The organism is Massilia sp. Root335 (genome assembly GCF_001425685.1).
Taxonomy (GTDB): Bacteria; Pseudomonadota; Gammaproteobacteria; order Burkholderiales; family Burkholderiaceae_D; genus Telluria; species Telluria luteola.
The window spans coordinates 1-14,561 of the sequence record NZ_LMCY01000043.1 but is presented as its reverse complement, the minus strand read 5'-3'; the positions used below and the strand labels follow the sequence as shown (position 1 = coordinate 14,561).

Sequence of the window (14,561 nt, the reverse complement as noted above, 5' to 3'; positions counted from 1 at the left end):
GGGTAGGCCGCGCATCGTCACTCCTCATGAGTTAACTCGACGATGCGTATGACATCTGCAACCGGAATCAGTTCACATACCTAACGCGAACACAGCCAAAGAAAACGGGACCCGCAGGTCCCGTTGGCGTGCCCGGCGTCAGCGCTTCAGTCAGGCGCGCACGTCCTCGATGGCGCCCCGTACGTGATCGGCGCCGAGCGCGCCGGCCATGCCGTAGACCAGCAGCGCACGCTGCAGCTCGGCACGGCTCGTGCCGTCGGTCTGCTGCATGCTGTCCTGGCGCGGAGCGTTGGTGGGATCAAGGCCGGGGGCGTCGGCTACGCCCTTTCTTCCGAGATTGCTCGTCATGGTTTTCTCCATTTGGTTAGTAAGCTGGCGCGTTCCGTTTCTAATCATTTCTGAAACAAACCGCTGATGGCGCTACTGTACCGCAACGGAGGCGATCACGTCGCCATCTGTTTTGTTTTTACACCTATCTTCTTGCCGGGTGAAAATTTACTACACGACCGCGTGCGTCATGCCATCATGGCGCCCATGATGCGGCCTGCCGTGTTGGCGCGCCGCCGTACCGAGGAGACAGCGATGCAACGAGTTGACGAGATCGGCAACGCCGAGCACGTGCGCGGACCGGCGGATGCCGCGCTGACGGTGATCGAGTATGCCGACTTCCAGTGCCCGTACAGCGCACGCGCCCACATCGCACTGCGCGACCTGGGCGAGCGGTTCGGCGGCATCCGGCTGGTCTACCGGCACCTGCCGCTGGCGCACCTGCACCCGCTGGCCGAACTGGCGGCGGAAGCGGCCGAGGCCGGGGGCAGCCAGGGCCGGTTCTGGGACATGCACGACCTGCTGTACGAACGACAGCGCCACATCCGCGACGAGCAGGATCTCGCCGTGCTGGCGGAAGGCGTGGACCTCGACATCGAACGCTTCCGCGCCGAGATCCTGGAACGCCGCCATCGCGCCCGCGTGCAGGCCGATGCCGAACGCGCCCGCCACGACGGCGCCACCGGGACCCCGACCCTCTACATCAACGGCGTGCGCTACCACGGCGATTCGGACCGCGCGTCGCTGGAGCGCGCGCTCAACGGGGCGCTGGGACGCTGACCGCCGCGCGCGCGGGAGCCGCCAGTCCGACGCGCAGGCCTTGCTGCCGAGCCGGCACCGTGGCCGCATGCGCCGTCGCGGCCGGCGCCGGATACAGCGACTGCGGCGCCGACACGGCCAGCCAGCCGCCCGCCGGCAGCAGCGGCACCAGCAGCAGCGCCACGATGTTGATGATCTTGATGAGCGGATTCACGGCCGGCCCCGCCGTGTCCTTGTACGGATCGCCCACCGTGTCGCCCGTGACGGCGGCCTTGTGCGCATCGGAGCCCTTGCCGCCGTAGTGGTTGTCTTCGATGTATTTCTTGGCGTTGTCCCAGGCACCGCCGCCGGTCGTCATCGAGATCGCGACGAAGAGTCCGGTCACGATCGTGCCCATCAGCATGCCGCCCAGCGCCGCCGGTCCCAGCAGCATGCCGACGAGGATCGGGACGATCACGGGCAGCAGCGACGGCAGCACCATCTCGCGGATGGCGGACGCGGTGAGCATGTCGACGGCCTTGTCGTATTCCGGCTTGCCGGTGCCCGCCATGATGCCGACGATGTCGCGGAACTGGCGCCGCACCTCGATCACGACGGCGCCCGCCGCCCGCCCCACCGCTTCCATCGCCAGCGCCCCGAACAGATAGGGAACGAGACCGCCGATGAACAGGCCCACGATCACCATCGGGTTCGACAGATCGAACGCGAGGTGCGTGCCCTGCGCTTCCAGCGCATGCGTGTAGTCGGCGAACAGCACGAGCGCGGCCAGCCCCGCCGAGCCGATGGCGTAGCCCTTCGTGACGGCCTTGGTCGTGTTGCCGACGGCGTCCAGCGGGTCGGTGACGGCGCGCACCTGTTCTGGCATGCCGCTCATCTCGGCGATGCCGCCGGCGTTGTCCGTGATCGGACCGTAGGCGTCGAGCGCGACGATGATGCCGGCCATCGACAGCATCGCGGTGGCCGCGATGGCAATGCCGTACAGGCCGCCCAGCTGGTAGGCGACGAGGATCGCCGCGCACACGACCAGCACGGGGTACGTCGTCGACTTCATCGACACGCCCAGCCCCGCGATGATGTTGGTGCCGTGGCCCGTCGTCGACGCTTCGGCGATGTGGCGCACGGGCGCGAACTCCGTGCCCGTGTAGTACTCGGTGATGTAGACCATCAGGCCGGTGAGCGCGATGCCGACCGTGGCGCAGCCCAGCATGCGCCAGCGCATGGCGCCGTCCGGCCACACGAGCCACGTGACGACGGCGAACCCGACCAGCGACAGCGCCGCCGACCACCACAGGCCCGTGTACAGGGCGTACATGATCTTGTGCCCCGGATGGTTCTTCACGAGCGAGCAGCCGATGATGGACGCGATGATCGACACCCCGCCCAGCAGCAGCGGATAGCTCATGCCGGCGCCGCCCATGCCGGGGATCATCAGCGCCCCCAGCAGCATCGTGGCGACGAGCGTGACGACGTAGGTCTCGAACAGGTCGGCCGCCATGCCGGCGCAATCGCCGACGTTGTCGCCCACGTTGTCGGCGATGACGGCTGGATTGCGCGGATCGTCCTCGGGAATGCCGGCCTCGACCTTGCCGACGAGGTCGGCGCCGACGTCCGCGCCTTTGGTGAAGATGCCGCCGCCCAGGCGCGCGAAGATCGAGATCAGCGACGCGCCGAACGCCAGCCCGACGAGCGGCTGGATCACGTCATGGGGCGCCAGCGCGGCGTCGGCGCGCAGGATGAGGATCCAGTAGAACAGCGCCACGCCAAGGAGGCCGAGCCCGACCACCAGCATGCCCGTGATGGCGCCGCCGCGGAAGGCGACGTTCAGGGCCGCGTCGAGCCCCGTCGCGGCCGCCTGCGCCGTGCGCACGTTGGCGCGTACGGAGACGTTCATGCCGATGAAGCCGCAGGCCCCGGACAGCAGCGCGCCGGCCAGGAAGCCGCCCGCGGTGGCGGGACCGAGCAGGAAGAAGATGGCGACCAGCAGCACGATGCCGACGATGGCGATGGTGCGGTACTGGCGCGCCAGGTAGGCCGAGGCCCCCTGCTGGATGGCCAGCGAGATTTCCTGCATGCGGCCGTTGCCGGGATCCTGCTGCAGGACCCATCGGCGCGACCACAAGCCGTAGAATACCGCGATGACGCCGCACGCGACGGCGAAGATGAGCTGCGCGGATGCCATGTCGTCCCCCTCGTTCTTCGATCAAACAACCACAGTCGAAGGCCGTCATGCGATGTCCGCTGGAGCGGCCTGCCTTGCTGCATTTGCCGCCCGAAACGTGCGACAAAACTTTGATCTAAAAACCTGGACGGATGGCACTAGTCATCCGGAGCCAAAAAGAGCGGCTTGCGCCGCCCTGGAATGCTCAGCCTGCGAGTGCCGCGAATGCGGCGTCCCGTACCTGTTCGACCGGGCCGACACCCGAGATCTTGCGATATTTCGGCGCGCCCGGCAGACCCGATTCCGCCCACTTGTTGTAGTAGCCGAGGAGAACTTCGGTCTGGTTATGGTACACGGCCAGGCGTTTCTTGACCGTTTCTTCCGTATCGTCGTCGCGCTGGACCAGCGGTTCGCCCGTGACGTCGTCGCGGCCGTCGACTTTCGGCGGGTTGAACTTGATGTGGTACACGCGGCCCGAGGCCGGGTGGCTGCGGCGGCCGCTCATGCGTTCGACGATCAGCTCGTCGGGCACGTCGATTTCCAGCACGTAGTCGATCTTGACACCGCTGTCCTTCATGGCGTCGGCCTGCGCGATGGTGCGCGGGAAGCCGTCGAACAGGTAGCCGTTGGCGCAATCCGATTCCTTCAGGCGCTCCTTCACCAGGCCGATGATGATGTCGTCCGACACCAGCTGGCCCGCATCCATCACCTTCTTCGCAGCGAGGCCCAGCTCGGTGCCTGCCTTGATGGCCGCACGCAGCATGTCGCCGGTGGAAATCTGGGGGATGTTGTACTTTTCTTTGATGAAGTTTGCCTGGGTGCCTTTACCGGCGCCGGGGGCTCCTAACAGAATGAGACGCATGAAGGATTCCTAAAGGTATCTAATAATTTTTTTAGTGCAGTTATCGCTGCGCACAGATTGCGCACAGATAACCGCATTGATGCATGTCTGACTAGCTGGTACGAAACTTACCACAAAAGCAGCATTCGACGCCACTGACGGCCGGCGATCTCTCAGCCGTTTGACCTGGCGCAAGCAGCCTGAAGAGTAGTTTCCAACAGGATCAAGATGTATAGAAAAGCCGCACCCGTTCCAGGTCGGCGGGCGTGTCGACGCCGGCGTGCGGCGCGTCGTCCGTCACGTGGACGGCGATGGGCACGCCATGCCACAGCACGCGCAGCTGTTCCAGCGCCTCGATCGATTCCAGCGGCGACGCCTCCAGTTGCGGATAGCGCTGCAGGAACGCATTGCTGTAGGCGTACAAGCCGATGTGGCGCAGCGGGACGTAACCGGCCGGCAGCTCCTCGCGGGTGGCGGCGAAGCCGTCGCGATGCCACGGGATCGTCGCGCGCGAGAAGTACAGCGCACGCCCGGCCTTGTCCAGCACGACCTTCACGACGTTCGGATTGAAGGCGTCGGGCGCGTCCGACAGCGGATGGGCGCAGGTGGCCATCGGCACGTCCGCAGAAATCCGCGCGGCGCAGGCGGCCAGCAGCGCGGGGTCGATCAGGGGCTCGTCGCCCTGCAGGTTGACGACGACGGCATCCGGCGCCAGGCCCAGCGTGCGCGCCACTTCGGCGATGCGGTCCGTGCCGGACGGGTGATCGGCGCGCGTCATGCAGGCCTCGATGCCGTGCGCGGCGCAGGCGGCCGCGATGTCGGGATGGTCGGTGGCGACGATGATGCGGGACGCGCCCGATTGCTGCGCCCGTTCGGCCACGCGCACGACCATCGGCTTGCCGCCCAGGTCCGCGAGCGGCTTGTTCGGCAGCCGGGTCGAGGCCAGGCGTGCCGGGATGATGACGACGAAACTCATCGGATCACAGGGTCGGCTCGACCTTGCGCGCCTCTTCGGCCCACATGATCGGGATGCCGTCGCGGATCGGATACGCGAGGCGGTCCGGGCGGCAGATCAGTTCCTGCGCTTTCTTGTCATATTCGAGCGGTCCCTTGCACAGCGGGCAGACCAGGATATCAAGCAGTCGGGCGTCCACGACATTTCTCCACGATTTGGGCAGCCAGCGCGGCATCGATCTGCGCGCCGACCGGCACGACCCACAGGCGCGGGTCGTTGTTGATTGTTTCAAGTTGCCGACATTTTACTGCATCCTTCTCCGTCACCAGGATGATGTCGGCCTCGACGGCGCGGAACGGCTCGTCGAGGAAGTCGTGGTGGTCGGGCAGCGGCAGCTCGGCGACCTCCAGCCCGGCGGCGCGCAGCATCGCGAAGAAGCGCCCCGGATTGCCGATCCCGGCCGCCGCCAGCACGCGCTTGCCGCGCAGGTGACCCAGCGGCACGCGCTCGTTCGCGTCCATCAGGCGCTCGGCGTGGTCGCCCGCCAGGCGCATCTGCCACGGCGGCCCGTTCAGCGCCGCGGCCAGCGCCGGCGTGATGTCCGGCGCGTTGACGACGGTGAAATCGCGCCGCCGCGATGGCGCCTCGCGCAGCGGGCCGGCCGGCAGGGTCCAGCCGTTGCCGGTGCCGCGGCCGTCGAACAGGACGATCTCCACGTCGCGCGCGAGGGCATAGTGCTGCAGGCCGTCGTCGGTGATCAGCACGTCGACGTCGGGATGCAACGCCAGCAGGTGGCGCCCGGCCTCGACGCGCTTGCGGCCGACGACGACGGGGCAACCCGCCCGGCCCGCGATCAGCAGCGGTTCGTCACCGACATCCTGCGCGCGCGACGTCGGCAGCACTTCGCGCGGGGCCTCTTCCGCGCCGCCATGGCCGCGCGAGATCACGCCCGGACGCATCCCGGCCGCGCGCAACTGCTGCGCCAGCCAGATCGTCAGCGGGGTCTTGCCGGTGCCGCCAATGAAGATATTGCCGACGACCACCACGGGCACCGGCAGCCGTTCCGATTTCAGGATGCCGGCGCGGTACAACGCGACGCGCAGCGCGACCAGCACGCGCAGCAGCAGCGCAAGCGGCAACAGGCTGATGGCCAGCGGCCCGCGGCGGAGCCAGGCGCGGGTCAAGGTGGATTCGAGGGAGGATGCCATGTAAAGCTTTAGTTCGGAAAACGCCTTAGGCTGTGTCTGACCGTCTGCCGGTACGGAACGAATGTACTTAGCGCCCGCCGAAGGTCGTTCCGGCGAAGGCGGGATAGCGCCGCTGGTGCTATCCCGCCAAATTTGCACACTACGAGACGCGACGAGCTTGGGCCCCTGCCTTCGCAGGGGCGACGGTCTTACTGCTGGCAAAACAAAAAAAACGCGTCAGCTCAAAACCGGCTTGGCCCCCTGCCTTCGCAGGGGCGACGGTCTTACTGCTGGTGAAACAAAAAAGACGCGTTAGCGCAAGCCCGTCGTCCCCGCGAAGGCGGGGACCCAATTTGCATGCGCATCGTCAGCGCTCGCAGAACTTAGGGTCCCGCCTGCGCGGGAAGTCGTTTCCGGCAGTGCCGGGAACGACGAATAGCGCTACTTCTGCCCGCCCGTCTGCGCCGCGAACGTCAGCTTGTCGTAACCGGCCATGCGCGCCGCTTCCAGCACGTTGATCACCATCTGGTGCATCGCGAACTGGTCGGCGTTGACGATGATCACGGGGTCCTTCACGGGCGTCGCCAGCGGCTGGCCGTCCGGACCGATGCCGGCCGCGCGCCTGAGGTCGTCCGCCAGGCTGGCGACGCCGTGGAACGCGACCGGCACGTTATTCACCGTGTAATTACCCTTGGCATCGACCGTCACGTTGATCTCGAACGGCTTCTCGACGGCCTTCTCGGCATCGGCCGTGGGCAGCGTGATCTGCAGTTCCGTGAACTTGCTGTAGGTCGTCGTGACCATGAGGAAGATCAGCACGACCAGCAGCACGTCGATGAACGGGATCAGGTTGATTTCCGGATCCTCGCGTTTGCGGCCGCGGCGGAAGTCGATCATTTGCGGGCACCGTGCACGACGTCGACGAATTTCACGGCCTGCAGTTCCATGTCGATGATGAAGCTGTCGACCAGCGCGCGGAAGTGACGGTAGAACACGAGGGCCGGCATGGCGATGGCCAGGCCGAAGCCCGTGTTGTACAGCGCCACCGAGATGCCGTGCGCCAGCTGGGCGGGATTCGTGCCGCTGGCGTTCTGGGCGCCGAAGATCTCGATCATGCCGACGACCGTGCCGAACAGGCCCATCAGCGGCGCCAGCGACGCGATCGTACCCAGCGTCGTCAGGAAACGCTCGAGCACGTGGGCGACGCCCCTGCCCGCTTCCTCGATCGATTCCTTCATCACGTCGCGCGGCGCGTCGACATTGCGCAGCGCGGCGGCCAGCACGGCGCCGAGCGGGGAATTCGTCTGCAGCTTGTCGATGATGTCCGGAGTGACCTTGCCGTTGCGATAGACCTGGATCACTTCATCGAGCAGCTGGCGCGGCAGGATCTTTTCGCGGCGCAGGTAGATCAGGCGCTCGATGATCAGGGCCAGGGCAATGATCGAGGCGATCAGCAACAGCCAGATGGGCCAGCCGGCAGCTTGGAGAATGGCGAGCAAATGGGACTCCTGGATGAGTAAAAATCAATAGACAAGGTAGTTGCGCAATGTAACGTGTTGCCCGGTTTGCGGCAAGTAGAGTTCTGCACACTTTCTGTGGATAAAAGTGTGCGCAAGGCACGCTTGTTCTGCCAAGTGCCTTGATTCTTAAAGGATATTTTTCCGTGCGTAAAAACGCGGCACGGCCAGGATGAGTTCCTCTAAGGAAATTTCTCCGTTTCGATCGGATGGGTTGGCTCATGTAGTTGCCCACAATTTCTGTGGATAAATTTGTGAGGAATCAGCCTTCTCGAGCATAAGTCGTTGATTTTAATCATAGAAATTTCCGAGTCCAAAAAATAGGCACGGTTGAGTACGACTACGGCGTCGCCGCGGCCCTACCCTTCTGCACATTTTTTGTGGACAAAATTGTGCGCAAGCGCACAAACCGGACCCTAAGCGATTGATTTGCAAGGGAAAGCGATGCTCGCCTGTTTTTTGGGCAATCGGCTTATCGACGGCGCCGCGGCCGGGGCCCTGAATTTTTCACACAAACTGTGGAAAACGATGTGCGCAAACCTATCGATTGCTTCTCAAGCCTTTGATTTTAATCACGATTCATCCTCAAGCCCAATTTTTAGGCAAACGCTACTTGTACACAGGCGCACGCCCGGAACGGGTGCGTATTCCGACTGCGCGGCATCCTGGGTTATAGTCGCGTCCTCGGAAACCAGGCCGTGCCTTGAGCGGCGTCCGCATTCTTCACAAATTTTGTGGAAAAGATTGTGAGCAAGCGTCTTGATCGGGCACAAAGCACTTGAATTTAAACGGGTTTTTTGTCGTGCGGAATTTTTGGGCAGGACGTTTTAGCTGACCCGGGCAAGCGGTATGGCGCACGTACACGAACCGTACGCCCATCTGTTCACATAAACTGTGGAAAACAATGTGAGCAACGGCCCGGACAGTGGCCTAAGTGTTTGATTGCTTTAGGAAAACATATGCACGCTGAATTTGGAGGCACACCCAGCTCGTCCACTTTCACACACATTCTGTGGATAAGATTGTGGCCAACTACTCGAGGATGCACTCAAGCCATTGATCCATAAGGCAATTTGATTGCTGCATCGAAATCAAGCACCAAGCTTTTACTATAAAAATCAGGCGTTTACAAAAACTATCTGTCGTTTTACCGCAGATGTGCCCTACACTGCGCGCAACTTGTTTTTGTGGACAGTTCAACCCAGTTCATCCTATGTTCCCCAGCGAAGACGCCGATCCGGCCTATGCCGCCCCGCCCGTACTCACCGTCACGGCCCTCAACCAGCAGGTCGCGCGCCTGCTGGAACGCACCTTTCCCCTCGTCTGGATCGGTGGCGAGATCTCGAATTTCACGCGCGCCGCGAGCGGCCACTGGTATTTCACGCTCAAGGACGATGCGGCCCAGGTGCGGGCCGTGATGTTCCGCGGCCGCGCCCAGTACGCCGGCTTCACGCCGCGCGAAGGCGACAAGGTCGAGGTCCGCGCGCTCGTCACGCTGTACGGCGCGCGCGGCGATTACCAGATCAATGTGGAAGCGATCCGCCGGGCCGGCGTGGGCGCGCTGTACGAAGCGTTCATGCGCCTGAAGGAAAAACTGGGCGCGGAAGGCCTGTTCGACGAGGCCCGCAAGCGGCCGCTGCCGCTGTTCGCGCGCACGGTGGGCATCGTCACCAGCCCGCAAGCGGCGGCCCTGCGCGACGTGCTGACGGCGCTCAGGCGGCGCGTGCCGCACGTGCGCATCGTGCTGTATCCGGCGCCCGTGCAAGGTCAATTGGCCGCGCAAAAGATCGCGGAAGCCATCGCGACTGCGTCGCACCGGCGCGACGTGGACATCCTGATCGTGTGCCGCGGCGGCGGCTCGATCGAAGACTTGTGGAGCTTCAACGAGGAAGCCGTCGCGCGCGCGATCGCGGCGTGCAGCATGCCCGTGATCTCTGGCGTGGGCCACGAGACCGACTTCACCATCGCCGACTTCGCCGCCGACCTGCGCGCCGCCACGCCGACGGCCGCCGCCGAGCTGGCCGCGACGGCGCGCGCCGACTGGCTCGCGTCGCTGCAGGCGGACGCCGGCGACCTGCGCCGCGCGATGGACCGCGTCCTGTCCGACGCCGGCCAGGGCCTCGACAACCTGTCGCGCCGCCTGCTGAGCCCGTCGAGCCAGATCGCCCATCAGCGCCTGAAACTTCTTGCCATGGCCAGCAGTCTGACGCATGCCGTGCGCGCGCCCGTGAACCGTCACGGCGTGCTGCTGGCGCAGATGCAGCAGCGCTGGGCCCGCCATCGTCCGGACTGGAGCGGCCTGCGCACGCGGCTGGAATCCGACCGGCGCCACCTGACGGCGAGCGTCGGCAACCAGTTGCGCGCACGGCGCGAGGCGCTCAACGGGCTCGCTGCGCAGCTCGAACTGCTGAACCCGCAGCGCACGCTGGAACGCGGCTATGCGATCGTCAGCAATGCGAAAGGCAAGGTCTTGCATGCGCCGGGGCAGATCAAGCCGCGCGACGTGCTGCACATCCGCCTGGCCGAAGGCAGCGCCGAGGTCAGCGTGGCCGGCATCCAGCACTTATTGGAGTAAGGGAACCTCGAAAAGCCGTCGCGAGCATCGCAAAGCGCCAGTGCAACGCGCAGCAGGTTTTTCGACGTTTCCGACAATATAGTGGTTTCGCAAAGCCATATCTGCAACGATCACGCATCCGGTTTAGAATAAGCGCCCGAATTGCTGTACCGCAGAGACTTCGAGAAAGTCTCCCGTCAACTCACCAAGGAACAAGACATGGAACATACCCTGCCCCCACTGCCGTACGCCAAGGATGCCCTGCAGCCGCACATCTCGGCCGAGACGCTGGAATACCACTACGGCAAGCACCATCAGGCCTACGTCACGAACCTGAACAACCTGATCAAGGGCACCGAGTTCGAAAACCTGTCGCTGGAAGACATCATCAAGAAGTCGCAGGGCGGCGTTTTCAATAACTCGGCCCAGGTGTGGAACCACACCTTCTTCTGGAACTGCATGAGCCCGAACGGCGGCGGCGCGCCGACCGGCCCGGTCGCCGATGCGATCAACGCCAAGTGGGGTTCGTTCGACAAGTTCAAGGAAGAGTTCCAGAAATCGGCCGTCGGCAACTTCGGTTCGGGCTGGACCTGGCTGGTGAAGAAGCCGGACGGCACCGTCGACATCGCCAACACCTCGAACGCCGGCACCCCGCTGACGACCGACAACAAGGCCCTGCTGACCTGCGACGTGTGGGAACACGCCTACTACATCGACTACCGCAATGCCCGTCCGAAGTTTGTCGAGGCATGGTGGAACACCGTCAACTGGGACTTCGTGAACAAGAACTTCGCGTAAGCGGCTCCTGATTGTTTCGTCATAATTAAGTTCGGAACAACTTAATAAAGATCGAAACAAGCATGTAAGCGTCGGCGGCTTTGATCTAATAAAGTTCGGAACACGCTTTTTACTCATGGCCCGCCTTGCGCGGGCCATGTCTGTTTGGATAGTACTCCATACTCACGCTTGGACTGCTTCGCGCCGACCGTGAAGCTTATGCCTCCTAATATATACCTTGGCAATCGATCAGCACGCCGGGAACGATTCAGATCGACAGACTACTGTCGCTACCGGATCCGTGGTAACGCCCCCACTCTCAAACGAAGCAGCAGTACGCAACCGCTTATTCGAAAACCACAAGAAATTTAAATTTTTGGACCTTTCTTTCATCTGCTAGACTGTCCCTAGCCTGATGTCAGGACGTAGAAAAGAGTGAGACACCAATTGGAGACCAAAGACGCCAACGTAGAGATGAACAACGCGGTTGCTTCAGAAGCCTATTCCGAGGACGCGTTCTTCAGCCATTTTAAAACGATACGCAACAAACTTCGCAAGTTTGACACTAGAAGCGTTGTCGGTGCTTGTTTAAAGTACCTGCATGCGCCATATAAAGACCGACTTGATTATCTCAAGCGCCATCCGTGGTTGGTTTTGCTTTTAATTAAGTGGGCACTCGTTGACGAACAAGCGTTTACTCCCAAAAAGCGCGCTCCAACGGATCGACAGCTAATCGATTTGCTTAACTTGATGCGAGACTTGGGAAGCCAACGTACAACGCGCATGCCGTCCGAATACGACGATGTGCGTTTGTTTCTGCGAGCGATGGCGTACCAGCAGATTTCTCTATATCAACGCAAAGTTTCGTTTTCCGCGATCGCTCGTCAACTACTCTACTTCGGGGACACTCCAGCGGGCGGCTATATTCGCACAACTTTTGCAGACGTTACCGGAATCGAAATTCATCGGTTCTTAGAGCTTTCCCAAGCGCTTCTCGCACGATTCCATGATGGTAACGAAAAGGTGGTAACTGAGCAATGGTTTAGCACGTTATTAAACGGGGCTTATTCGAAGCACGAAATAACCGCATTCCTCAACACGCTCTCCAAATCACTGGAGCAAGCAAAAGAAGCTATTTTGGATCGCGATCGCGACAATATAGCCAAGGGACGGAGGGCGCGTTCGGCATCTGAGTATTGGGAACAAACTCCATTCGTGAATTTTCCTTTACTAAAGAGCGGGCTTAATTATGTCTGTGTCGATCATCAGGTCTTGTTCGCATGCCTTGAGCACTACATCTACAACCGACTACGCGCAAAAAACGCCAAGTTGTTCATGGCTCACTTTGGTCCGTTATTCGAAAAGTACGTCGAAAAAGCAATAACAGAGACGGGGCTGCCGTACATTCCTGAAACGGAAATCAAGCAAAAACTTGGAGAAGAGAGTACCGCCATTGACTTCCTCATCGCGGATGACGACTCGAATATTTTTGTTGATGCCAAAGCTGCAGAGATGTCGTATCAAGGCAAATCGACACATCTTTCGACTGAGTTGGCACGCTCACTCGAGACGTCGGCGCTTAAGGCAATCAAACAAGCCCATGCCGTACTGACTACACTGCCGCAGTCTGAGGACCCCAAAATTGTGATGCGACAAAGGAGAAAAAACTACCTTATTACTGTAACTTATAGTGAGTTGTATGTGGGAAGCGGACGGACACTGGCTGCGTGTATAGGCGAAGAGAAGATTAGAGTTTTGCTCGGCGAGAATCCCGCGAACCTGCGTATTCCATTAGAAAATATGTACATCATGACAATTCAGGAATTTGAATTTCTTGCAGAAGCCATTCGTACTAAAAAAATCACACTTACTGAAGCTCTTGATCATGCAATTTCGGATGACACGGTTCCTCAAACCGCGAAATTTGAATTTCGACAACACCTTGCTTCGGCCAATATATCGCTGGCTGAGCCTGCTCATCTTGTGTCGAAAGCGCAATTAGAACTCGAGGCGCTTGCAGACAGACTACGCTCCAACGTTGGATAGATGTAAATCTGAACATTAAGAATGTAAAAAGGATACCACTTTTGGAGTAATCCACAACATAGATTTGGAGGGCCATAATTGAATCAGGATCAGATCGAATTCAATAAAATTCTGGGCCAAGCCAGGAAAGACGCCAGCGTCAAGGGGTGCTTACGCGGAAGGCAGGAACAGGCAGGGTGCTCTGGAAAGATTGTGCACGCACACTCCATTCAGCGGGGCAAAATTCTCGCCTCCATTGCTGAGGGCAGCGCCGGAGAAATTTATTACCTTGGCCTTAGTCCATCGGAGGACATGGCAGCGATGGCCCCAGAGTTTAAGCGCGAAGGTATCAAGAAGTTCAGCACCTTCAGCGGATTCTGCGGCGGGCATGACAAGGCCATATTTCAACCCATCGAGGATGTGGCATTTACCGCAACTGCCAAACAACTGGACATATACGCCTATCGCGCTGCGGCAAAAGAGCTTCATGCCAATCTAGAATCAAAACAGCTTTGTGAGACCAAGCTTGGTGACAAGTTGGGCAAAGATGACTTTCCCCCTCATCTTCAGACAACGCTTCCGGCCATATTGCGAGGAGAACTGCATGTTCCCGAATTCATGCTGAATGTGATGTTAGAAGGCGAAGCGAATCACCGACTCAGGATGAGGCACAAGCAATGCGAACATAACATTGCGGAACTACGCCTGATATGCGAGAACCTGATAGGTGCGATCGACCAAGGTCATCCTTTGGATTTCGAGCACATCTATCACTCGTTTGAGGGGACATATCCGATCGCTTGTAGTACTTCCTTTATCCCATATTTCGACCACAATGGACTGCGCATCATCTCTGAGCAGGACGAACAACGGTTGGCGCAGTCTTATGCCAAAAACTGTCCTGAGATGAAGAACGTGTTGCTCAACATTTTCCCGGAGAACGGCAAGACGCATGTCATCTTCACGTTCTCCATTGGAAATTTTGGCTTCAAGGATGCGATAGGTAATCTGCTTAAGCTAGAGGATCACGTCATCCGTATTGGGCTTTCCAATATGGTGCTCAACTACTCGGAGAACACGGCCTTTGGCCCTAAGTACATTGACGAGAACTTTAGCGAAGACCAAATAACGGCCATCAAGGATGCCTTTTCAAGTACCATTTTCGACCGGAGGGCGTTCAGAACGACCAATATAAATCTGTTTGTTGACGCGCCACCGCCTACGGCAACCATCCGTGCAAACGACTGACATAGCCCCGCCATGACATCGGCGTGGACTTTAAGGCGGCAAAGTCGCAACCGCGAAGCTTGCTATTGATACCCGGGTTGAAGAGCGCGAGTTCACGGACTCGTTCATTCATCTGGAGATAGGCGCGTAACACCCAGATGTCCTTCAGTTGAGGGTGTAAATAATATTGTGTAAACGGTCATTTGGCAGGACACTGCCGCCACTAGGAGAAAC

The 14,561-nt window shown here is 60.5% G+C and carries 13 protein-coding genes and 1 pseudogene; 5 read left to right on the top strand and 9 right to left on the bottom strand.

Going from position 1 to position 14,561, the window contains the following annotated elements; genetic code table 11:
• Positions 1–150: 150 nt before the first annotated feature.
• Positions 151–348, bottom strand: a complete 198-nt coding sequence (locus ASC93_RS31510; RefSeq protein ID WP_162251942.1) for a hypothetical protein — start codon at positions 346–348, stop codon at positions 151–153.
• A 234-nt stretch (positions 349–582) separates the two neighbouring features.
• On the opposite strand from ASC93_RS31510, the gene ASC93_RS21415 reads away from it, so the two are divergent.
• Positions 583–1,107, top strand: a complete 525-nt coding sequence (locus ASC93_RS21415) for a thioredoxin domain-containing protein (protein ID WP_056447257.1) — start codon at positions 583–585, stop codon at positions 1,105–1,107.
• Here the strand turns inward: ASC93_RS21415 and ASC93_RS21410 are convergent.
• The 7 genes from ASC93_RS21410 to ASC93_RS21385 form a co-directional block, all read right to left on the bottom strand.
• Positions 1,085–3,265 (bottom strand): sodium-translocating pyrophosphatase, encoded by a 2,181-nt coding sequence (locus ASC93_RS21410; protein ID WP_082548235.1) that lies wholly within the window; start codon positions 3,263–3,265, stop codon positions 1,085–1,087. The genes ASC93_RS21415 and ASC93_RS21410 overlap by 23 nt on opposite strands.
• 184 nt (positions 3,266–3,449) lie before the next feature.
• Positions 3,450–4,106 carry an adenylate kinase gene (gene adk, locus ASC93_RS21405; protein ID WP_056447254.1) on the bottom strand — a complete coding sequence of 219 codons (657 nt, stop codon included), beginning with the start codon at positions 4,104–4,106 and terminating at the stop codon, positions 3,450–3,452.
• 202 nt (positions 4,107–4,308) lie between these two features.
• Positions 4,309–5,061 (bottom strand): 3-deoxy-manno-octulosonate cytidylyltransferase, encoded by a 753-nt coding sequence (gene kdsB, locus ASC93_RS21400; protein WP_056447251.1) that lies wholly within the window; start codon positions 5,059–5,061, stop codon positions 4,309–4,311.
• A 4-nt stretch (positions 5,062–5,065) separates the two neighbouring features.
• Positions 5,066–5,239: a Trm112 family protein gene (locus ASC93_RS30125; RefSeq protein WP_082548234.1), complete on the bottom strand. Its 174-nt coding sequence runs from the start codon at positions 5,237–5,239 to the stop codon at positions 5,066–5,068.
• Positions 5,220–6,248 carry a tetraacyldisaccharide 4'-kinase gene (gene lpxK, locus ASC93_RS21395; RefSeq protein WP_056447248.1) on the bottom strand — a complete coding sequence of 343 codons (1,029 nt, stop codon included), beginning with the start codon at positions 6,246–6,248 and terminating at the stop codon, positions 5,220–5,222. Before lpxK ends, ASC93_RS30125 begins: the two co-directional genes overlap by 20 nt.
• Positions 6,249–6,668: 420 nt before the next feature.
• On the bottom strand, positions 6,669–7,121 hold the full coding sequence (locus ASC93_RS21390) for a biopolymer transporter ExbD (protein WP_056447617.1): 453 nt from the start codon (positions 7,119–7,121) through the stop codon (positions 6,669–6,671).
• Complete coding sequence (locus ASC93_RS21385; RefSeq protein WP_056447244.1) at positions 7,121–7,726, bottom strand: MotA/TolQ/ExbB proton channel family protein; 606 nt, start codon at positions 7,724–7,726, stop codon at positions 7,121–7,123. The genes ASC93_RS21390 and ASC93_RS21385 overlap by 1 nt, the downstream gene beginning before the upstream one ends.
• Before the next feature lie 1,231 nt (positions 7,727–8,957).
• Here ASC93_RS21385 and xseA point away from each other — a divergent pair.
• The 4 genes from xseA to ASC93_RS21370 all read left to right on the top strand — a co-directional run bounded on the left by xseA (position 8,958) and on the right by ASC93_RS21370 (position 14,348).
• A complete protein-coding gene (gene xseA / locus ASC93_RS21380; RefSeq protein WP_056447242.1) occupies positions 8,958–10,319 on the top strand; it encodes an exodeoxyribonuclease VII large subunit in 1,362 nt (453 codons plus the stop codon).
• 198 nt (positions 10,320–10,517) lie between these two features.
• Complete coding sequence (locus ASC93_RS21375) at positions 10,518–11,096, top strand: superoxide dismutase (RefSeq protein ID WP_056447239.1); 579 nt, start codon at positions 10,518–10,520, stop codon at positions 11,094–11,096.
• A 426-nt stretch (positions 11,097–11,522) separates the two neighbouring features.
• Positions 11,523–13,121: a hypothetical protein gene (locus ASC93_RS31035; RefSeq protein ID WP_157202060.1), complete on the top strand. Its 1,599-nt coding sequence runs from the start codon at positions 11,523–11,525 to the stop codon at positions 13,119–13,121.
• A 78-nt stretch (positions 13,122–13,199) separates the two neighbouring features.
• Positions 13,200–14,348, top strand: coding sequence for a hypothetical protein (locus tag ASC93_RS21370; RefSeq protein ID WP_056447236.1), 1,149 nt, complete (start codon positions 13,200–13,202; stop codon positions 14,346–14,348).
• A gap of 28 nt (positions 14,349–14,376) precedes the next feature.
• Here the strand turns inward: ASC93_RS21370 and ASC93_RS32330 are convergent.
• Positions 14,377–14,496: pseudogene (locus ASC93_RS32330) on the bottom strand (integrase); the annotation flags it as partial.
• Between the last annotated feature and the right edge of the window lie 65 nt (positions 14,497–14,561).

Bases quoted from the DNA above. Each gene is read 5' to 3' on its own strand.
- lpxK (WP_056447248.1), bottom strand. From the start codon at position 6,248: ATGGCATCCTCCCTCGAATCCACCTTGACCCGCGCCTGGCTCCGCCGC.
- ASC93_RS21415 (WP_056447257.1), top strand. From the start codon at position 583: ATGCAACGAGTTGACGAGATCGGCAACGCCGAGCACGTGCGCGGACCG.
- ASC93_RS21410 (WP_082548235.1), bottom strand. From the start codon at position 3,265: ATGGCATCCGCGCAGCTCATCTTCGCCGTCGCGTGCGGCGTCATCGCG.
- kdsB (WP_056447251.1), bottom strand. From the start codon at position 5,061: ATGAGTTTCGTCGTCATCATCCCGGCACGCCTGGCCTCGACCCGGCTG.
- adk (WP_056447254.1), bottom strand. From the start codon at position 4,106: ATGCGTCTCATTCTGTTAGGAGCCCCCGGCGCCGGTAAAGGCACCCAG.
- ASC93_RS31510 (WP_162251942.1), bottom strand. From the start codon at position 348: ATGACGAGCAATCTCGGAAGAAAGGGCGTAGCCGACGCCCCCGGCCTT.
- xseA (WP_056447242.1), top strand. From the start codon at position 8,958: ATGTTCCCCAGCGAAGACGCCGATCCGGCCTATGCCGCCCCGCCCGTA.
- ASC93_RS21375 (WP_056447239.1), top strand. From the start codon at position 10,518: ATGGAACATACCCTGCCCCCACTGCCGTACGCCAAGGATGCCCTGCAG.